Source organism: Streptomyces sp. NPDC020747, from assembly GCF_044334695.1.
Taxonomy (GTDB): Bacteria; Actinomycetota; Actinomycetes; order Streptomycetales; family Streptomycetaceae; genus Streptomyces.
The window spans coordinates 115,049-133,763 of record NZ_JBIRTJ010000010.1 but is presented as its reverse complement, the minus strand read 5'-3'; the positions used below and the strand labels follow the sequence as shown (position 1 = coordinate 133,763).

Sequence of the window (18,715 nt, the reverse complement as noted above, 5' to 3'; positions counted from 1 at the left end):
TCGAATTGCCCAGATTCCTCCCTATCTGCCCAGCCATGCAAGGAACTTCACCGTGGCGAAACCGATCGCCCCACGGATACCGTCGTTCCTCTTGACCACACCTTTGTCTCACGGGGAGTCCACTGTGAAGCGCCGCACTTTGCCCGTTGCTACCGCGCTCGCCGCGACCGCAGCCCTGCTGCTGACGGCTTGCGGCAGCGGGGACGACAAGTCCAGCGACAACGAAAAGATCGCCGGGGCCGACACTGGCGATGAAAAGTCCGCGTCACCGAGTGTGAACGCATCGGATGACGTCGAACGGCCGAACCTGTCCCTACCTGAAGACGTGGAAGAGGTCTTCGAAGACTGGAAGACAGGTGATGACAGCAAGGACTCCGTCCTCACGGACGCTGGGCACTCCATGACGGCGATCGAGCGAGCCATCACGGATGGTGACGCCAAGTCGCCTGCCCTGAGCTTCTATTACGAGGGCGAAGCCCTAGTGGGCGCCGCAAAGTGGGTCCAGACGTTCGTGGATCACAACGCGACGATCAGCGGCGTCACGCGCTACTACGCACCCGAAGTCACTCTCTCGGGCAAGAGCACAGCTGCTGTCACGCTCTGCGCGGACGAGAGCAAGGTGTTCAACAAGGACCGCAAGACGAAGAAGAGCGACAGATCCGCCCCCACGGACGACTCGTACGTGTATTACGTCAGTCGACTCAAGCTGAATCCTAAGAAAGTCTGGGTCACCACTGAAGTCGTTTCGAAGAGGGGGAGCGAGAAATGCACTCCGTGATCCCCACCCGGAAGAGTGCTTTGACTGCGCTCACGCTCGCGATCAGCGCCTTCCTCATCCCGGGAACAGCGCAAGCGGAAATAGGATTTGGCGGATCCCGCAACGACGTCGACACCGACAGTGGATCAGATGACCGGACGATCTCGTCCCAGGTCACCTTCGACGTTTCGAAGAATGGCGGCGGAAAGTCAACCGGCGCACTTACTGCGGTAGGCAACTACGATCCCCCGGCGTGCTGGTACGAACCGCAGTGGACTCCTGAGGAATACGAGAAGGAATTCAAGAAACGCTGGAACGTGAGCCACTTCAGTGGCGCTGCCGAGGGATACGCGGCGGAACAGAATCGCTACATCAAGGGGAAGCCCTACAAGGATTTCAATAAGGACAAGGCTGGCGAGGGCATGTTCTGGGGAGCCGTCTACGACTGGGACAAGCTTGAGGGAGACGACTACTTGGCCTGCGGCGGAGCGGACTTCTGGGTTGAGAACGGGGACTTCCCCGACGTCGAAGATGCCATCGACGCAGAAACGCTGGCCATGCTCGCCTACAACGAGGTAAAGGTCCCCGACACGAAGATCTCTCTCGCCCCGGAGAACATCACCAAGGTCAATCTCCCCACCTGGGCCTGGCTCGACAAGGCGGAGTTCCACGAGGTGTCCGTCACCGCGTCTCTCAACGTCCCGGGCTGGAACCTGTCGGCGACCACCACCGCCAAGCCCGTGTCCCTGAAGCTTGAGCCGGGCACTGGCGACGCCACTACCTTCCCGACCTCTGGCGAGTGCGCGATCAACGACGACGGCTCCATCGGCGAGCCCTGGGCCAAGGGAAAGTCAGACGAGACCCCACCCTGCGGCATCACCTACCTGCGCTCGTCCGGTCAAGGTACATACAAGCTCAAGGCAACCGTCACCTGGGAAATCACCTGGGAAGGAACCAACGGCGAAGCTGGAACGCTCCCCGATGGCGCCTTCGGCAGCGAACAAGACATCACCGTCCAGGAGATCCAGTCCGTCAATCGGTGAGCACACTGACTGCGATCGACGTTGGGGCGGTTGCCTGCCCTCTTACCCCTGCAAGACGCTCCCACGCCAGCGCGGCGCCATCAGTCGATATCCCGTCTTATGCCCAAGAAACAAAAGAATAAGGTAGGGGAATGGGAGCCGATGGCGACAAGCCAAAACAGAATAATCCGGAGCGGGAGCGGCTGCAGAGACTGAAGCGGGAGCTTGAGAAGGAACGGTCCGACCTGGTCGACGCCCTGAAGAGGGCGGCTGCGGACATCGGGAAAGGGGGTCGAGACTCCGCAAGGTCATGGGTGGGCAAGAACGCCGACAAGTGGCACAGCGACGTAGCCGGCCACCGCAAGACACTGCGCGCCCGCGTCGACAAGGTAATTGAGGACATTCAGCGCGAAATCGACCGCATGCCAGAGAAGGTCACGCCGGAGGAAGCCAGTTCGATGAACCGCAGCAGGCGAATGTAACGAGAAGCGGCTCAAGGCTGGCAGTGAATCTGATGCGAACGGGGACGGTGGCATGCTCAAGGATGAAAACGGAAGCGGCGGAAGTGTCTTTTCGGGGATAGACCCAGACGCGCTCAAGGGCACGATCGACTCTGTGCGACGGGATCAGGAGACACTCCAGGACCGAGCCTCCTACTACAAGACGGAGCTTGCCTACTACGGAGTGGGGGCAGAGGTTTAAAGACGTCCTGCACGTGGCGAGTTGGGCCAGGGACGAGCTACCCATGTTGAAGAGGCGCTACCACTTGGCCATGAACATGGACAACGAGCCGTACCCCGGCTTCAAGGGCATGGTCCAGATCAACGAGGCGAAGGTCACCCGAGCCGCCAACGCGGCGGCGGCCAAGGATGCCAAGCGCGCCACGAAGCTCGCGAAGAAGGACCCCGAGGACCTCAGCCCCGAAGAGTTCGACGAGATGCAGAGGAACCTGAGTCTCACCGTTGCGGCGGCAACCAACTCTGATTCGCCGGCGATGATGAAGTGGAAGAAGGACATGGTCGCAATCGGCGACGATCCGATCAGAGATCCGGGTCCTGCCCCACATGGCGACTCCGGCGGTCCTGAAGGTTTCATCGTCATGAGCAACCTCATGCGCTACGGCGACTATGACGACAAGTTCCTCGAGGAATACGGAACAGCACTCGTCAAGGAAGACAAGCGCGTATTGGAGGGCGCCAAACAGCTCAACGGATCCGGCTGGGGAACCACGAGCACGGTCAACCACCTGGGCAACGACGAGGGCAACGACCCTCTCACCGGTTACATGAAGGCGCTCGCCAACAGCCCAGACGCGGCAACCAAGTTTTTCACCGCCAAGCAGAAGGGCGATGACGGCAAGGCGGAGTCGAACTTCAAGTACCTCTTCGAAGAGCGCAAGTGGCCGGACGACAGCATGCCGGGCAAGGAGAGCGTGACTGGCCGGAACTCGATGGGCCATGCCCTCGAAGCAGCCACCACCGGCCACCGGCCCGGCGAACCTGCCACCGCCGAGAACGTGAAGCACTCGAAGGAACAGGCTGGCCTGTTCAGCGCGCTCGTGAATTCAGTGTCCGAAGACCAGGACCGCCTGCGCCGCCACGAATACATGTCGGACAGCTTCGCGAACATCTCGGCCGAGTACATGCCGGACCTGAACCGCAGCCTGGATTCGGACATCAAGAACCGCGACAAACTCTTCCCGACCTCTGGAACTGCTGCCGAGATCGACAAGTACGATGCCGTGAGATTCCTCCACACCGTGGCCCGCAATAACGAAGGCTACGACACCCTCAACGTCTCCCAGCACGTATATGCTGCCGCTCTGATGGAGCAGCAGCATAACCACCCTAATGCCTATCCGGAGAGTACTGAGAAAACCATCAACAAGCTCTCCTACGGCACCGGTCTCTTCCAGGGGATCATTGGAGCGAGCCACCACTTCCAGGCCGACAAGAGCGACGCTGACGAGGCCGCACGCGGGGACGCCTGGAAGGAACACGCAAGCACCTGGGGAGGCTCCGTCGTCGGCAGCGCGACAGCCGTCGCGATGACACCCTTCACCGGTCCCGGAGGCATCGTGGCAGGCGGCCTGGCCGGAACGGCCGCAGGCGAGGTCTTCAACGGAATCCTCAACGGTTTCGGCGACGACGGAGAAAAGCAGAAGGAGCAGGTTTACCAGAACGTAAAGGAGATGGATCAAGTAGAACACTCCGCGATCCTGACCACGCAGGAGTCCGCCAAAGCCGCCACCGGATCCGAAGAGGCCGAATCCGAGGCCGGCGACGAGGCCGGCAAGGGATTCCGCGACGCTACGCCTCTGATCGAGGACAGTATCGCCGCTCAATAGCATTTCATCCAGTTCCGAAACGATTAGGTGATCGACCTTGACGGAACCTAGCGACCGCACATCCCTTCGTAAGCCCATCCTCTACGGCGCAGTGACCGCGGCCGTCGCCATCACCCTTCTCGTTGCCTACCTGGCCGGAGCATTCGAGCAACGTGGGAAAATACGGGCAGATGATGTCTGCCGCAGCCTGCCAAACCGGAAAGAGGCTGCCGAAATTTTCAACTCCGTGCTGCCTCGGGCCGCCAGCTACGACTTCGACATGAGGTCGTCACCGATCCAGGACTGGCACTACAACAGCAACTGTTTCGTAAAGGGGGATGGCAAGGATCTCCTCCTCAGCCTGCATGCCAACGCGGTCGCCACCGTTTCCTGGCAGAAGTGGGCTGACCATGAACTGCCTCCCACCTCCAACGGCAAGCTCACTGACTTCAATGCCGGCCTCAAAGGTCTGTCGACGCCACGCATGGCCGCAATCTATGTTCCCTGCTACTCCAGTGAGAGGGAAAGCAAAGATCCGTGGAGTCTGACCGTATTCGCCCAGGCCCCATCTGGCCTTGAGGGTTCGGACAAGGAAGCGCGGCAGACGCTCATCAAGCTGGCTACCGAATTCGGCCGCTACGTCCACCATGAAGCGAAGTGCGATCTCCCGTCCAAACTCCCGTCCTGAGAATCGAATCCGGTGGGCTTACTCCGCACCACAAAGGTGAGTTCCGGGATTACTGGAGGCTCCAGCCTCAAGCAAACCCGTCTACCTGGTCTTCGTCTTCCTCGACAGTCTGCCGGGCACCCAAGCCGACGCGCATCTCATTCACGACGGGTACACACCAGCACCATGTCCAAGCAACAGTCAACTCTCACACCGGCCCGCGCTGAACCTGCCTCTCAAGCGCGCCGGGCCACCGCCGCGTCCGTCGACGCGCTCATCGCCCTGGTGTGCGGCCTCTCGGCCGGAGCCGCGGCCAGCGTGAAGGTAGTCGACGGAGTGGTCGAACTCCGGCCGCAGTCCCCCACGGTATGGGGCGCAGCACTCGCCGCGGCGATCGGGCTCTCCTTCGTCAACCACGTCCTGCTCACGCTGGCAACCCGGGCCAGCCTCGGGAAGCTGCTCACCGGACTGCAAGTCGTCCGCGCGTCCGACGGCGGACGTCCTGGTTTCTTCCGGCTCATCGGCCGCTGGCTTTTCGGCTTCTACTGGACGATGGTCTTTGTCCCTATCCACCTGGCAACGGATAGCGATGTTGAACAGCAGGATGCGGTGGGGCTACGTATCGTACGCCGCAGCAGTTGAACTCGCAGTCGGCCCACCTTTGTGAAATTTATGCCGTTCGGGCAGATGGGAACAAGATGCGCCGTCCTCACTCAATAGTCGCAGTGATGTCGATCGCGGTCCTCACAGCTTGCACCAGCGAGAAGCCGCCCGCCAAAACCGAACCACCAGCGAGTCCCGTATCCCTGAAATTTCAGCGCCTAGACGATTACGCCAAAGGGACACCTGGCCGCATACTCTTCGAAGTAGAAAATGAGGGCCCCTACCGAGAGGTAGCCGACATCGACCTCTCCTTTGACTTCAAGAACGCACCAAAGGGCGGAGATGGGATTTCCGTTGAATACCAGGAACCAAAATCTCACTCATGGAAGATCCTCCGCCTTTCCCCCAAGGACGCAGAGGGTGCCAAGGCTCTGGAGGGCTCCTACCAGGTGCCGTTGCCCCGAGGAGCCAGCACGCTGATGCTCCGTTTGACGCCTGCCGCCCGCCCCACGACCAGTGGACAATCAATCGGCGTAACCGCCAATTTGCGGAGCGGAAGGAAGACTCTAGCCAGCCACCACGGAACTGCACCGCTGGCCAACCTTCAGGTCGTTGCAGATTCAGGCAACGATTACGTGCGACGGGAAGGCGGCTGGTCCGAGTACAGCTTCTCCGTCAACAACATTTCCACAGTCGACTACCCGAAGATTCAAGTTCTGGCCTCTGTATGCAAGGACAGCGAAGACGCCTGGAGCGGAGACTGTGAATCCGACGAGTCAACCTCAGGACTTCACATCCAATGGAAAGCGCGAGATAGCTGGAAGAATTTGGAGACTTCTTCCGAGGAGGCTGATCCGAAACCCGATGACGTGGACCTGATGGAAATTGACACAATACTCAACACCAACATTCCGCTGCCGCCACGAAAGAGCCGGATTATCCATTTCCGCATCAGGGCAACCAGTGATTTTCCGACGGGGAACTGGAGCGGACAGCTACAACTCTTGGCACGTCACAAGGGAGACGAATCCACAACGGAGTTCAGTGTGGAGAACAGCTCCCTCCGAGTGAAGTAGCAACCCACCTTTCCCTTCTCGGGATCGTCTCCGATGACTGCATCGATGATGGGGGCAGCGTGAGCGTATTTCTGAGGATTTCGAATTACTTGGCCAGGTCAACTAGACGTCTACTCTGCGCGGATTGGGAAACTGGAGCGGATCGAAGAAGGGTGAGTTAAACAACACGTGCGCTTCGACAAGCCATAGCCCACCAGCGACCCGAGGAAGGCGACCAGCTACCCCATCGTCCCCCTCGGTAGGCTCAAGTCGTCCACCACGGAGATCACCCAAGGAGGCAGCGGTGGCATTTGGTAATCAGCCTGGCAAATCAGACGAGGAGGCTCCCGTCGAGCCTGTCGCCTGGGCGACCGTCCGGGAGTTCGTCGTCGGTACCGTGGAGCGACCGCAGACGTCCAAGCGGAAGCGGTCCGTTTGGGGCCCGCGCGCGGTGCGCGTCCCGAAGGGCGGAAAGGACAACCGCGTTCTCGCGCCATGCGCCTTCCTCGCGACATCCGACCACACCGATTTGCCGTCGCGCCCTGAACTCACCCTGTACGAGGACGTTGAAGCCAACCGTCTCCTCTGTTATGTCGATCTGCCCCAGGAGGTCGACGGTGAGCAGCATCATGTGGTGCGCGATGGCCAGGACCATGTCATCGGGACGATCCGACGGGTTCCTCCCAAGCGCCCGTTCAAGCACACCTGGCGTATCGACCAGCCCGGCCACCCTGAAGTCGCGGGTCGCAACGAGTGGGCGAGCGGAGACGCCAAGGAGGTCGCGGGACGCGCGGCCGGCAAATTCGTCCTCGGAGTGGTCGGGGCGATCGCCGACATGGGGGCAGAGGGAGGTGACCAGCGCTCCAAGTCCCGCTCGCTTGAGTGGAGGGCGGACGACAAGGTGGTGATGGTGTCGGAGGGCAGCGCGAAGGTCATCGTTCGAGCCGACTGGCTCGACCGTCGGCTGGCCTTCGCGTTCGCACTCGTCGGCGACCAGTGAATGTGACGACCCGTGTCACGCTCGCCACCAGATCCGTCTGTTCCGGGTGCCCGACCGACCGCCACTCAGGCCGAGCCGCCCCGACGGACATCGACCTCGGGGACAGACCGGTTTCCGACGAGAACAAGCGCGTCGACGATCCTCCTGTGCCTCCCGTCCCCTGAACCGACGCGCGGGAATTTGCCATCGGCAATGAAGGGTGGCCCACCGCCGGTCAGCGTATGCATCCCGTACTTGGGCAGCGTGCGCCTTGCGAGTCCCGCACGGCGGAGTAGCGCAACGCGTCTTCGCTCCCGCGCTTTCTTCCCGTTGGAGAAGGCAGCCCGCCACGATGCCGCCACGTGATCTTCGTCTGCACAAGGGCGCCGAAAAACCGCACTCTGGTAAACCACCACAGATTCCTCACCTGCGCTGCACGGTTCGGCCACCGCCTCGCATTCGCATACGCACTCTTGAGCACCACTGATCGTCTGGTGCTCAGAACACACCCCTATCATGGGTTCGCCTGCTTCCAACCAGCCCAAAGGGGCCCACGCTCAGATGCTTTAGGGGGATGAAGCATGGGCATGAGGAATGCCAACCCGGACGATCTTGATCAGCTCGCGAAACTCCTGGACGGCCGCGGTGGAGTCCAGGACAAGCTGGACGAAGCGTTCACGAGAGCATCGCAGCTCGGCGTCACGAGCAAGCTGACCTCGCTCAAGCCTTTGCGCTCCTGGGTCACCGACACCGGTCCGGACCTTCGTAAGCGTGCCACCTTCGCCCGGCTGGAGAACGGCGACCCGGAGGCAGGCCTGCGCTGGGCCGGGTTCAGTCCCGAGGACATCAAGAAGTACAAGGGCGAGCAACTGGGTCCCGACGCACTTCTGTTGGCCAACTCCGTCGCCGCAAGCGACGATCCGAACGCCGACAAGTTCAAGCGGCAGCCCAACGAGTCCTTGTCCGACTGGATCGAGCGCCTGGAGGCGCATGCGATATCGCGAATACCCGGCCTCCAGCCGCACGAAGAGACCATCGCGACCATGATCGGGCTCTACGGAGACTGGGGTTCCATCACCGCCGCCACCGCGGTCGTCACGATTCAAGGCGCGTCGATGACCAAGGTGCTGCTCGGTAACTCCTTGAAGACAGGTGCGCTCCGCACCTGGAAAACCCGCCTCGGTGTAGCGTTGCGCGGTTCCGACAGTGGGCTCATACGTTCGGCCGGCAACGGCCTCATCAGGTGGACACCGCAGCTCCGTTCCCTCAGCGCGCCCGGCAGCTGGCTGCCGGGGCAGCTCGGCAATCTCCTGTCACGCAGTTCCGTCTACCAGAACATCTCCCGGATTCCGATGACGGCCGGCGTCCGGGGCGATTTGCTCGGCACCGGCTGGAACGCCCTGAGGTCCACCCCTCTCATGCGCGGCCTCGGCGCGAACGGGGTCATCGACTTCGTCGTCGGCGCGGACTCGATCGCCGCTCGCTACGGCGGGCTGACCCACTCCGGCCAGGCGGTGGCACGCGCAGGCAATGCCAGCCTCTTGAAGGTCGGAAGCAACATCTTCTCCAGGGCACGTGGGCTCGGCCTCACCCGGGCCTCATCCTTGAGCAAGGCGTTTGGCGGCGCGGCAAAGGTCTCGGGCGCCCTACGCGGGCTGGGTGTCGTAGGCGGCGTCGCCTCCACCGGCTTCAGCGCCGCCAACGTCATCTCACAGGGCAACCCTGTCGAGGCATTCAAGAGGAACGGCGCCGGGTACGTCGCCGACGTGGCTGAGGTCGGCTTCAACGCCTCCCTGACCGCGGCGATGGTGGCCCCCAACCCGATCACGATCGGCCTCGCTGTGGGTACCGGCCTCATTTACGGCGGCGCCAAGGTCGTCGAGCACTGGGACGACATCAAGAAGGGCGCGGGGGAAGCCGCCGACTGGGTCGGCGACAAGGCAAAGGATCTAGGGAAGAGCATCGCCAAATCGAAGGCGAATCCAATGAACTGGTTCTGACCCACGCCTCTCTGCCGAAAGGCTGCCCGGTGCCAGCCAGGCACCACAGACTGTCGGAGCCGCAGACCATGAGGTGCGGCCCCGATTCGATGACGAAACTCAGTCCTCGTCAACCAGGTCTTCCCTGTCCGGCAACAGGTCCGTGATCTTCTCCCAGACCTCCGCCGAGTTCGACCCGGCCACCACCAGCGCGCTCTCGGGGCCCACCTGACCCGGCATGATGGGCTCTTCGGGCTGTTCACGGACCCAGTAACCGAGAGGGCCACAGTCCCAGACTGCGAGAGCCCGGATCATCGCTGTGCGCTCGCCTTCGTGCTTGCCGTCCCAGGCCACCGTGATCCGCCATGTGGCGTTGAGGGCGGAGACCAGCTCCAGGAACTGACCGAGGTCCGGGTCCTTGAGGGTGCTGTCCGCCTCCAGGACCGCCTTGCGCGCCAGGTCACGAGAGGCTTCGTCGTCGCCGCTCGATTCGCCGAGCGCGACGAACGCGGCGTCCAGCGCGCCCATCGTCGTCTCGATACGGACATCCGCGGCGTCCTCCTCGGGCTTCTGGCCACGATGGAGGTTGACCTTGCGCGCGAGCTCCCACACGAGGGTGTTGGGCTCGATCGAGACGTACTCGGATTCTTCCTCGCCCGGCCAGCCGTCGTGAGAGATGACCGCTTCCTGGCCAACGACCACGCCGTGGTTGACCGGACCGTGCTCGCCCGTGACCTCCACCTGGATCATGACCATCGGGTCGGCGAGGGCGCCCAGCAAATCACGCAGCAGCGGGGCCAGTTCGCCCTCTTCTCCGACCAAGCCGATCCGCTGCAGCTCGGCCAGGGAGGCCCAGAGTTCCTCCGGCGGAGTCTCACCGTCCAGGAGATGCGCAAACACCGCGATATGGCGGTCGGCGAGCCGGAAACGTCCGCGGGAACTGTCGTACGAAGGCACTGTTCTCGTTTCCTCCCGTGATTCGGCGATCACCGGTTCACTTCTTGTTGTCCTGCAAACCCTTGGCGTCCTGGGTGCACTGCTGCGCCTCGTCCCGCAACGCCTTGGCCACGGTGCCGCATGTCGTGTGCCACGTCCCCAACTTGCCGCGCACGGCGTCGGCGTTGGGGCCGGACCAGGTCTTCATGACGGTAGTGCTGTGGGTCTTGGGCTGGCTCACGAGTGAGTCGATGTGATCCGCGAGCGACCGCAACCGTGCGGCACGCTGGTTGAGTTCCTGAATATCCGGATTTGCCACAGTTGCCTTCCCGGCTGTTCCAGAGCCCAGCCTGGCCACAGCAGCCAACGGGCTTCACTGGGTGCCCCTCAAGTCCGCAACGAAGTACTCAGATCCCCTTGTTGTAGGTACGGGCCTCGCTCGCCGACACCTTCTCCGGCTCGCTTCTGATGGCGGCGTCAATGATCGGGAGCAATTTGTCGACCTGGACGCCCAGCTTCTTGTGACGCCCATCCAATTCCGTGTGCCACGTTCGAGCGTTCTTGCCGACCCAGACCGTGTCTCCACCGATGTCCTCGGTTGGCTTCTTGAGAGCGGTCCTGAGTTCTTCCACTTCCTTGGCCAAATCGCTGCGAAGCTTCTCCAGGTCCGCCTTACGTGGATTTGGTACTTTCGGCTCCGGATCCGACACCGTCCCCCACTTCCTCCGCTCCCGCCAACTGATCGACACCGCATGTTACCCAGCACGAGCCGCCTGCGGCATGGAGAAGGCCGGCCCCCCACACTGCACCGGTCGCGCCTCGCCTCCTCTCTCTTGTACGCCCGATCACGTTGCCTCCCGTCGAGCGGCCCTTCTAACCTGGCGAGATGAACTCGGCAGCAGCGACCAGTGAGATTCCCGACGTCTTGGTGCTTCCCACCATGACCGAGGTCCCCCAGGACTCGGAGGGTTCCCCGCTCCACGACGGCACGGTTGACGTCATGCTCGTCCCCGTAGCGGCAGAGGGAGGACAGGAGCGGCTCGTGGCTCTCGCCTTCACCTCGGTCCCCCTCCTCGTCGAGGCTCTGGGCCAGGAGCAGGCATGGGTGATGGTCCCGACGGAAGCGATGGAGAGGACACTGACGGGCTCCGGGGCTCAAGCGATCCTGGTGGATCCGCAGCTGGCCGAGGGTGCGGGGGAGAAGGCCGATGACTGACCCCAACTTCTCCGGCATTAATCCTCAAAATCTCCTCAAGACCGTCAACAGTCTTGAGTCCAGCGGAAAGAAACTGCATGGCGCCAAGGCGTCCTATCTGAGTAGATTTCAGAAGTACGGGCTGGAAACCGGCAGCCTCACAGAAATCGGAAAGATCGCCAGTTGGGTCGATGACGAACTGCCTATGCTGCGCCGCCGTCAGGCCCTGGCCGCAGCCATGGAGGTAGAGGGCGGATACGGACCTAAGGCCCCCATGGTCCAGCTCCGTGAGCCCATCGCCACCGTGACGGAAGCCAGAAAAGACGGCAAGGAACTCGCCGACGCGGCCACCAAGGCCGGGGACCTCGATCCGAGCAAAGCCGGTGCCGAGTTCCATCGGATCGCCGAGGTACTGAGCAAACACAAGAGCGACCCCGACTTCACCTCGGCTTTCTACGCGAAGATGGACCCGGAGCTCCTGAAGAACCTGCCCATGGCCGTTGCCACGGCCAACGCCCCCACGGCCAAGGATGACGCCAGACTCTTCGGCTCAGCCTTCACCACTGCAGTTAATGCCGAGTCACCTGCTCCTGGTTTCGACAAGACAGTGGCACTGTTCCACGGAGATCTCCCGAAGGACGAGCCGGGGGCTGTTTTCAATCGCGCGCTCATGCAAGGAGATGACCCAGAGCTTTGGGAGATCGCCTGGAAGCATACGAAGATTGCAGTGAAGAAATTGGGCGACCCTGCGGACACTTGGTCCGACAGCGCCGGCCTACTGGCCAGCGTCATCGGCGTTCAGTCCAAGTTCGCCAGTCACTACTGGGACCAGGCGCAGAAGTTCTCTGACGAAGCAAGCCAGAAATATAGCGACCGACGCGCCGCGATGAGCAAAGCGAAAAAGAGAGAATTCAAAAACGCGACAAAAAGGGCCGCCAAGGCATCCAAGGCATCCGTACGCAAGGCAGAGCGGATGCTCGCTAAGTACGGCATGGGATCGTTCTCCCGCTTGATGGAAGCTTCCGTGGCTGACGGCGGAAGCTGGCTCATTGGAAAAGTTCCCGGTCTCCGCCCCCCGAGCACCACATCACTGTTCGGCAGAACGCTACGCGCAGGCGGGAAGCTTCCTCTGGTCGGCACGGTCCTCACGATCGGTGCCACCGCCTGGGACATCGGTCACGGTGAAGAAAAGGACGTCGCCATTGCAGCGAATGCCGGCGGCATGGCAGCAGGCGCTGCAGGCACTTGGGCTGGCGTAACAGTGGTTGCGATGGCTGGAGGACCTGTCGGCTGGGGTATCGCGGCTGGTGTCATCGCAGGCTTTGGCGTCGGGTACGTTGCCTCTTACGCGATCAAGACAAAGACCGGCAGGAGGGTTGTCAATGCGGCCACTGACGCAGCCAAAGACACCGGAAAAGCGATCAGCGATGGCGCGTCATCAGTAAAGAAATCCGTAACCGGCTGGTTCTCGTGAGGTTGGTCCGATATGGCTAAGAAACAGAAGAAGAGGCATCCCACAGGTGAGTGGCAGCTACCACCGCACACAGAGGAAACCCGTGCCTCTTCCCAGCGATGGGCCAAGATAAAAGAGGCAAAATCGCGGCCTCTCCTTCCAGGGCGCAAGACAATCTTGGGTATGCTTGGCGTCTCTGCACTCACCATCGGAATGTTTCTTGCCCTCCTCCTTCCCGCAAATTCACTCGTAGACGATCTAAACGATCGAGGAGTTACCGCATCTGCAGTGGTTACCGGAGTGGACAACAAACCGAAGTATGTGAAAGTTAAATTCAAATTCTCCGGAAATACCACCCAGACTGACCTGTATGATTTTGCGGGCATGCAACCGGAAGTCAATGTCGGGGAAAACCTGATGGTCGTCTACGATCCTCGGAATCCCAATCGCGTCCTCTCGCAGGATTGGGTCGATAATCCTCCGTTCTTGAGCTTCCCCATCCTCGGCACCGCGCTGCTGGCTCTGGTCTGCACAGCCATGGCGGTGACGGTAATTCTGCGTCGCCGCTGGCACCTCCGCACATTCGGACCCCCGCCCCTTACGGACGCCAAGGACCCGTCAGCATTTGAACCCAAGAAGCGAAAGGGTAAAGCTGCTACGGACCTCACCAAACCGTAGCCCAGCCTCAAAGAACAATGTGGCAAATCGGGCAATCTTCACAGACCCCGGCATGTCTGCGCCGAAGGGCCTCCTCGTCCCATGGTTGGTCCCCCTTTACGGGAACTACCGTCGTTGCGGTAGCGTCCACTGGTGCAAACGGACAGTCCGTTTGCCTCTGTTACACGGGGAGGATCGCCATGGATCGCGGTGCAGATCTACCACGGCTCCGGGAACTGTCCAAGCTCTACGGAAAGAAGGGTGACGATCTGCGGGTCCTCATCAGTGCTCTGCAGAAGGCCACGGCCGACAGCTCGAGCTACTGGAAGGGCCCGAAGGCCGACCGCTTCCGCAACGACTGGGCAGACGTGAAGCCGACCTTCGACAAGTGGGTCGACACGCTGAACGAGGCCAGCAAGTCGGCGAACACCAGCGCCGACAACATCGAGCGCGCCACCTGATCCAGGGGCGACTGCCACAGAGCGGCGGGGCACCTACCTCAAGAGACATCTCCTTGAGGTAGGTGCCCCGCCGCCGTTGGGTTTGCTCCAGGGGGGTCGTTCCGTCCCCCCTGGAGGCCCCACGGAAGAACGTCAGTTGTTCATGACCGCCTGAATCGGCATGAACGCCCCGCCCGACACCAGCAAGCCACTGCCCGCCGGACCGCCGCCGCTGTTCGCGGGGAGTCTGATGCCGAAGAGCTCTCCCTCCGACGGGCTCTGAGGAGTCAGCAGCAGGCCGTTGCGGGACTTTCGCGCCTCGACGGAGAACCCTCGGTACTGACCGGACAGGCTGTCCGTCGCGCCGGCGGCGACAAGCCCGATGCCCCCGTCCGCCCCCTTGCGGATCACGGACTCCAACGCCTCGTCCAGGGGCGTGTCATAGAGCAGTTCGGCGTCATCGACGACGACGACGTACGAGTCCTCCGCGAGGTTCTCGACCAGCTCCTCAAGGTCGCTCTCCCTGCTGTCCGCGTTGAGCATGCCCAGTACGCCTTCACGGCCTTCCAGCTCCCTCAGCGGGGACCTGCGAGGGGTGACGAGTACAACGGGGGTGCCGGCCCGTAGCAGAGACTCCGTCGCGGCCACGAGCGCTGTGGAACGGCCGGACTTGGGCGGCCCCGCGATGAGGAAACCGGGCCCGTTGTCCTCCAAGTCGATCCCGATCGGGTGCAGTTCGTCACCGCCCACACCGATCAGCGCCCACAGCGGTGACGGCGGCGTGAAGTCCGGGTCGAGGGCCAGCGCCTCGGTCGCCGTGATACGCGCGGGCAGCGCGTCCACACGCATCGGTCGTCGAGCGGTCGGAAGACGTCCGAAGCGTGCCCCCGCCTCTTCGGCGATCTCTCTCAACGCACGTACCTGTGCCTGCCCCGCGGGATCCTCGGCGAGCAGTCCGATCTGTGTCTCGTCCACGCCCACGTCGGTGATCCGCAGGGCACGCCCCGGTGGCATGTTCTTGGGTACTTCTCGCACCTGAAGCCCTGCGGTGGAGTAGTCGTTCGGGTCGGCGAAGCGCAACACGAGCCGATCCGCGAAGGCGGATGAGACCTGACCGCTCAGACCGCTTCGGTCGGCGGTCATGACGACCTTGAGGCCCACTGCGGCTCCCTCTCGGAAGATTCGCTGGGCCGACTCAAGCAACTGTCCGTAGTTGTAGTTCTCGAAGGTGGACGCGAAGCCCTCCCAACCGTCCAGCAGCAGCACCATCCACGGGAGACGGTCCTCCGGGGCGGCACTCGCCCGCTGTTCCGCGGCGCTCGACGCGCCCTCCATGGCGAGCAGTTGCTGACGCCTGGCGATCTCGCCGAGCAGACGGTCGATCAGACGGCGTACCCGGTCGGGCTCGTCACGGCTCACCACGGCGCCGACATGCGGCAGCCTCACCAACGGCAGCAGCGCGTTCGATCCGCAGTCGATACCGTAGACGTGCACGTCGTGCGGAGATGTACTACGGGCCATCGATCCGGCCAGCGTACGCAGGGCGGTGGAGCGGCCGGACCTGGCGCCGCCGAGCAACAGGCTGTGCTCCCCGTGAACGAGGTCCAGGGCCAGGGGCTTGCGACTTTGTCGAGCCGGAAGGTCGACGAGGCCGAAGGGGACCGGCGCGACATCGTCACCGGACACCGGATCAACGTTGTACGAGGCGAGTTCGTCCAGTGTGACCAGCTCGGTCAGCGGCGGCAGCCAGGGGCTTCGCTGCTCTCCGAAGCCCATCTTCTCGGCCCCGGCGCGGACGGCGTCCACGAGGACGGCGAGGTCGGTGACCATGGTGCCGTCGTCCTCGGCCTCCGTCCGCTTCGCCAGCGGACGGCTGTACGCGCTCCAGGGCAACGGAACCATCGTCGCCTTGGGCCCGCTCCGGCCGGTCGCGGGCCTGCGGCCACCGATACGCGCCGACTGCACCCCGACGAGCGACTGGGCGCCCGAGCGCACATAGGCCCGGCCCGGTGTGGACTTGGAGATCGCACCCGAGTCCGGCGCCTCGATGACGTCCAAGGACTCCGAGGCATCCGTCACGCGCAGCGCGATGCGCAGGTTCGTGTTGGCGCGGATGTCCGCACTCACCACGCCGGCGGGGCGCTGCGTCGCCAGGATCAGATGCACACCGAGCGACCGGCCACGTCGGGCGATGTCGACAAGTCCCGCGATGAAGTCGGGGAGTTCCGCGACCAGCGACGCGAACTCGTCGATGACCAGCACGAGCCGGGGCATCGGCTCCAGCTCGGGTCGGAACTTGCGGGTGTCGTTGTAGTCCTCGATGTCCTTGGTGCCGGTGTTGAAGAGGATTGTCTCGCGACGGTGGAGTTCAGCGGCGAGCGAGGCAAGAGCCCGCTCCGTCAGGTGGGCGTCGAGGTCGCTGACCATGCCGACGGTGTGCGGGAGCCGGGCGCAGTCCATGAAGGCGCTGCCGCCCTTGTAGTCGATCAGCACATAGTTCAGGGCGTCCGGCCGGTTCGCGACAGCGAGTGACGCGATGATCGTCTGCAGCAGTTCGGACTTACCGGCACCGGTCGTGCCTGCGACGAGCGCGTGCGGACCGTCACGCCGGATGTCCAGGACGAACGTCCCGTCTGCCGCGATACCGATGGGAGCGGCCGTCGTCGAACCACCGGCCTGCCAGATCCGCTCCACGTCACCGCCCGTCGGGTCGGGCATGCCGAGCAGGGAGAGCAGCCGAGCGGAGGTGGGCAGCGCGCTACCGGCGTCGTCACGGCTGACGTCCCGTACCGGCGCGAGGGAACGAGCGACCAGTTCGCACCACTCGAACGTGACCTGATCGGCCAGCACGTCGCCCACCGACTCAAGGCCGTAGCCCCGTACCCGGACGTGATGCGGCGCGTCAGGTGTCCAGCACACGACGGCCTTGCACTCCTCCGGGAGGAGCCGCTCGTCCTCGTCGATGCAGAGTGCGTAGATCCCGTGCTGCGGCCCCTCGGTGAGGATCTGCGGGATACCGGGCATCCGGCGCAACAGCCGTGCCCCGTCAAGGATCACCAGGACGTTGGGGTCCGGGTAGAGCTGCCCCATCGTGTTCTGGTGCTCGCGGGCGGCTTTGCGCCGGTTCAGCTCGTTCAGAAGCTCGTTGACACGGCGCGCGACGGCTTCCGAGTCCGAGGCCACGAGGGCGACGCAGTCCTGGCCCTGATCGGGCGCCGTGTGGGGCAGCCAGTGGGCCCAGCTCCACTCGGCGCCGGCGGCCGCCGTCGAGGAGAGCGAGACGAGTGAGAGGTCTCTGGGGCTGTGCAGAGCCGCCGCCTGCACGCCCATCCACCGTGCGGTCGCGAGTGCGCGGGCCCGATCGCCCGCCACGCCGACGACGCCCAGTTCCGAGAAGGGAAGCGTGACCGGGACGTCCGGCAGGATCGGTGGTTCCGGGCGGTCCTCGTCGTAGTGGGTGCCGCCACGCCCCAGTACGAGCTCGACGTCGGACGGCAGTCCACCGACGCCGATTCTCAGCTGCATCGCGTCCGGGTCCGTGAGTCTGCGCTCCCAGAGGCGGCGACGCGGTCCCGTGGCGAAGAGCAGAGTCTCCGCCGGGTCCGGATGGTCGGTACGCCGATCGCGCTGTTCCTCCTTGCCCACGCGTACGAGTTCGGCCTCATGGGCAGCGAGATCCTTCTTGTACTGCTTGACCGAGGTCTTGTGCTTCTGCTTGCCCTCACGGTTCTCGCTCAGCCACTGGCCGGCCATCATCAGGGGGCTCATCAGGCAGAAGAGCAGCATGTAGATCTGTTTGGTGACGAAGTACATGACCAGGCCGAAGATCATCGGCGTGAAGGCCATGATGAACTGGAAGCGGGCCCGCTCCCCCTTGGTGGGCGGCTGTGGCACGACGAGCCGCCGTCGGGGCCGGAACGGGGAGAGCCGGGGAGGCCGGTTGTAGGCGAGGCCGCCCTCACTCATCTCGGACAAGTGCGCGTCCGGTTCGGCGACTTGGTCGAGTACGAGGAGCGAATCGCCTACGCGAACCACACCGCCGAGCGGCCACGCGGTCTCGCCCTGCACCCGTTCGTCGTCGAGCTGTGTCTCGACGCCGGGCTGCGGGTCGAGTACAGCGCCACCCCGGACGTCGACCATCAGACGGATTGCCACAGGTGGCAGCGAAGTGTCCGGTAGGGGCAGGGAGCAGGTGGGGGCCGATCCGACGGTGGCCACGCCTGCGCCCAGGCGCACGACCCGGCCGGAGGCGGGGCCGCCTGTGGCCCTCAGTTCGTGCTGTCCGACGGGTTCTCCCCGGCGCAGCAGCGGTCCGATCGTGTCGTCGACGGAGACGCGCATGCCGTCGCGCAGCACGGCGGCCGCCGGGGACACCGGGTCGCAGGGGAGACCGTCGGTCCACAGAGTTGGTGCCGCCACCGACGTTCCGTAGCCGGGCAGTGAGGCCAGTGACGTGCCAGGCAACGCCACGACGTTCGGCATGGGACCGCCCGAGGGGGAGGGGGGCCTCGGCGTGCCCGGAGCCGCCGCGAGAGCTTCCGCGACGTCGCCGGCGGTGGCCGCGTCGTCCATGGTGACCATGACATCCTGTGGCTCACCGCCCTCGTGCACGACAGTCACCAGCACCTGCATGGTCGCTTTCCTCC

General features: G+C 63.5%; 17 protein-coding genes. 13 read left to right on the top strand and 4 right to left on the bottom strand.

Annotated features, from left to right (window positions below; genetic code table 11):
• Positions 1 to 124 precede the first annotated feature (124 nt).
• The 9 genes from ACH4YP_RS25795 to ACH4YP_RS25755 all read left to right on the top strand — a co-directional run bounded on the left by ACH4YP_RS25795 (position 125) and on the right by ACH4YP_RS25755 (position 9,409).
• Positions 125 to 778 (top strand): hypothetical protein, encoded by a 654-nt coding sequence (locus ACH4YP_RS25795; protein WP_398492760.1) that lies wholly within the window; start codon positions 125 to 127, stop codon positions 776 to 778.
• Positions 766 to 1,800: a hypothetical protein gene (locus ACH4YP_RS25790; protein WP_398492758.1), complete on the top strand. Its 1,035-nt coding sequence runs from the start codon at positions 766 to 768 to the stop codon at positions 1,798 to 1,800. Before ACH4YP_RS25795 ends, ACH4YP_RS25790 begins: the two co-directional genes overlap by 13 nt.
• Positions 1,801 to 1,931: 131 nt before the next feature.
• Positions 1,932 to 2,261, top strand: a complete 330-nt coding sequence (locus ACH4YP_RS25785) for a hypothetical protein (protein WP_398492756.1) — start codon at positions 1,932 to 1,934, stop codon at positions 2,259 to 2,261.
• A 290-nt stretch (positions 2,262 to 2,551) separates the two neighbouring features.
• Positions 2,552 to 4,126 (top strand): DUF6571 family protein, encoded by a 1,575-nt coding sequence (locus ACH4YP_RS25780; RefSeq protein ID WP_398492755.1) that lies wholly within the window; start codon positions 2,552 to 2,554, stop codon positions 4,124 to 4,126.
• A gap of 91 nt (positions 4,127 to 4,217) precedes the next feature.
• Complete coding sequence (locus tag ACH4YP_RS25775; RefSeq protein WP_398492753.1) at positions 4,218 to 4,793, top strand: hypothetical protein; 576 nt, start codon at positions 4,218 to 4,220, stop codon at positions 4,791 to 4,793.
• Positions 4,794 to 4,958: 165 nt separating this feature from the next.
• Complete coding sequence (locus ACH4YP_RS25770; protein ID WP_398492751.1) at positions 4,959 to 5,414, top strand: RDD family protein; 456 nt, start codon at positions 4,959 to 4,961, stop codon at positions 5,412 to 5,414.
• Between the two features lie 86 nt (positions 5,415 to 5,500).
• Complete coding sequence (locus tag ACH4YP_RS25765) at positions 5,501 to 6,451, top strand: hypothetical protein (protein WP_398492749.1); 951 nt, start codon at positions 5,501 to 5,503, stop codon at positions 6,449 to 6,451.
• Between the two features lie 283 nt (positions 6,452 to 6,734).
• The gene (locus tag ACH4YP_RS25760; RefSeq protein ID WP_398492748.1) at positions 6,735 to 7,430 is read left to right on the top strand and encodes a hypothetical protein; all 696 of its coding nucleotides are present in this window, start codon (positions 6,735 to 6,737) and stop codon (positions 7,428 to 7,430) included.
• Between the two features lie 566 nt (positions 7,431 to 7,996).
• Complete coding sequence (locus tag ACH4YP_RS25755) at positions 7,997 to 9,409, top strand: PE-PGRS family protein (protein WP_398492746.1); 1,413 nt, start codon at positions 7,997 to 7,999, stop codon at positions 9,407 to 9,409.
• 99 nt (positions 9,410 to 9,508) lie between these two features.
• Here the strand turns inward: ACH4YP_RS25755 and ACH4YP_RS25750 are convergent, their stop codons facing one another.
• The 3 genes from ACH4YP_RS25750 to ACH4YP_RS25740 all read right to left on the bottom strand — a co-directional run bounded on the left by ACH4YP_RS25750 (position 9,509) and on the right by ACH4YP_RS25740 (position 11,034).
• Complete coding sequence (locus ACH4YP_RS25750) at positions 9,509 to 10,345, bottom strand: hypothetical protein (protein WP_398492744.1); 837 nt, start codon at positions 10,343 to 10,345, stop codon at positions 9,509 to 9,511.
• Positions 10,346 to 10,382: 37 nt separating this feature from the next.
• Complete coding sequence (locus ACH4YP_RS25745) at positions 10,383 to 10,643, bottom strand: WXG100 family type VII secretion target (protein WP_398492743.1); 261 nt, start codon at positions 10,641 to 10,643, stop codon at positions 10,383 to 10,385.
• 88 nt (positions 10,644 to 10,731) lie between these two features.
• Positions 10,732 to 11,034, bottom strand: a complete 303-nt coding sequence (locus ACH4YP_RS25740; protein WP_398492741.1) for a hypothetical protein — start codon at positions 11,032 to 11,034, stop codon at positions 10,732 to 10,734.
• A gap of 176 nt (positions 11,035 to 11,210) precedes the next feature.
• Here ACH4YP_RS25740 and ACH4YP_RS25735 point away from each other — a divergent pair, with 176 nt between their 5' ends.
• From ACH4YP_RS25735 to ACH4YP_RS25720, 4 genes are all read left to right on the top strand, one after another.
• On the top strand, positions 11,211 to 11,540 hold the full coding sequence (locus ACH4YP_RS25735) for an SAV_915 family protein (RefSeq protein WP_398492739.1): 330 nt from the start codon (positions 11,211 to 11,213) through the stop codon (positions 11,538 to 11,540).
• Positions 11,533 to 12,993, top strand: a complete 1,461-nt coding sequence (locus ACH4YP_RS25730) for a hypothetical protein (RefSeq protein WP_398492737.1) — start codon at positions 11,533 to 11,535, stop codon at positions 12,991 to 12,993. Before ACH4YP_RS25735 ends, ACH4YP_RS25730 begins: the two co-directional genes overlap by 8 nt.
• 12 nt (positions 12,994 to 13,005) lie before the next feature.
• On the top strand, positions 13,006 to 13,650 hold the full coding sequence (locus tag ACH4YP_RS25725) for a DUF3592 domain-containing protein (protein WP_398492735.1): 645 nt from the start codon (positions 13,006 to 13,008) through the stop codon (positions 13,648 to 13,650).
• A 179-nt stretch (positions 13,651 to 13,829) separates the two neighbouring features.
• Positions 13,830 to 14,090, top strand: coding sequence for a WXG100 family type VII secretion target (locus ACH4YP_RS25720; RefSeq protein WP_398492733.1), 261 nt, complete (start codon positions 13,830 to 13,832; stop codon positions 14,088 to 14,090).
• A 132-nt stretch (positions 14,091 to 14,222) separates the two neighbouring features.
• Here the strand turns inward: ACH4YP_RS25720 and ACH4YP_RS25715 are convergent, their stop codons facing one another.
• Positions 14,223 to 18,701 carry an FtsK/SpoIIIE domain-containing protein gene (locus ACH4YP_RS25715; RefSeq protein WP_398492731.1) on the bottom strand — a complete coding sequence of 1,493 codons (4,479 nt, stop codon included), beginning with the start codon at positions 18,699 to 18,701 and terminating at the stop codon, positions 14,223 to 14,225.
• Positions 18,702 to 18,715 lie beyond the last annotated feature (14 nt).

Coding starts and splice junctions, on each gene's coding strand:
- ACH4YP_RS25790 (WP_398492758.1), top strand. CDS start 766: ATGCACTCCGTGATCCCCACCCGGAAGAGTGCTTTGACTGCGCTCACG.
- ACH4YP_RS25785 (WP_398492756.1), top strand. CDS start 1,932: ATGGGAGCCGATGGCGACAAGCCAAAACAGAATAATCCGGAGCGGGAG.
- ACH4YP_RS25780 (WP_398492755.1), top strand. CDS start 2,552: ATGAACATGGACAACGAGCCGTACCCCGGCTTCAAGGGCATGGTCCAG.
- ACH4YP_RS25770 (WP_398492751.1), top strand. CDS start 4,959: ATGTCCAAGCAACAGTCAACTCTCACACCGGCCCGCGCTGAACCTGCC.
- ACH4YP_RS25765 (WP_398492749.1), top strand. CDS start 5,501: ATGTCGATCGCGGTCCTCACAGCTTGCACCAGCGAGAAGCCGCCCGCC.
- ACH4YP_RS25755 (WP_398492746.1), top strand. CDS start 7,997: ATGAGGAATGCCAACCCGGACGATCTTGATCAGCTCGCGAAACTCCTG.
- ACH4YP_RS25735 (WP_398492739.1), top strand. CDS start 11,211: ATGAACTCGGCAGCAGCGACCAGTGAGATTCCCGACGTCTTGGTGCTT.
- ACH4YP_RS25730 (WP_398492737.1), top strand. CDS start 11,533: ATGACTGACCCCAACTTCTCCGGCATTAATCCTCAAAATCTCCTCAAG.
- ACH4YP_RS25725 (WP_398492735.1), top strand. CDS start 13,006: ATGGCTAAGAAACAGAAGAAGAGGCATCCCACAGGTGAGTGGCAGCTA.
- ACH4YP_RS25720 (WP_398492733.1), top strand. CDS start 13,830: ATGGATCGCGGTGCAGATCTACCACGGCTCCGGGAACTGTCCAAGCTC.
- ACH4YP_RS25715 (WP_398492731.1), bottom strand. CDS start 18,701: ATGCAGGTGCTGGTGACTGTCGTGCACGAGGGCGGTGAGCCACAGGAT.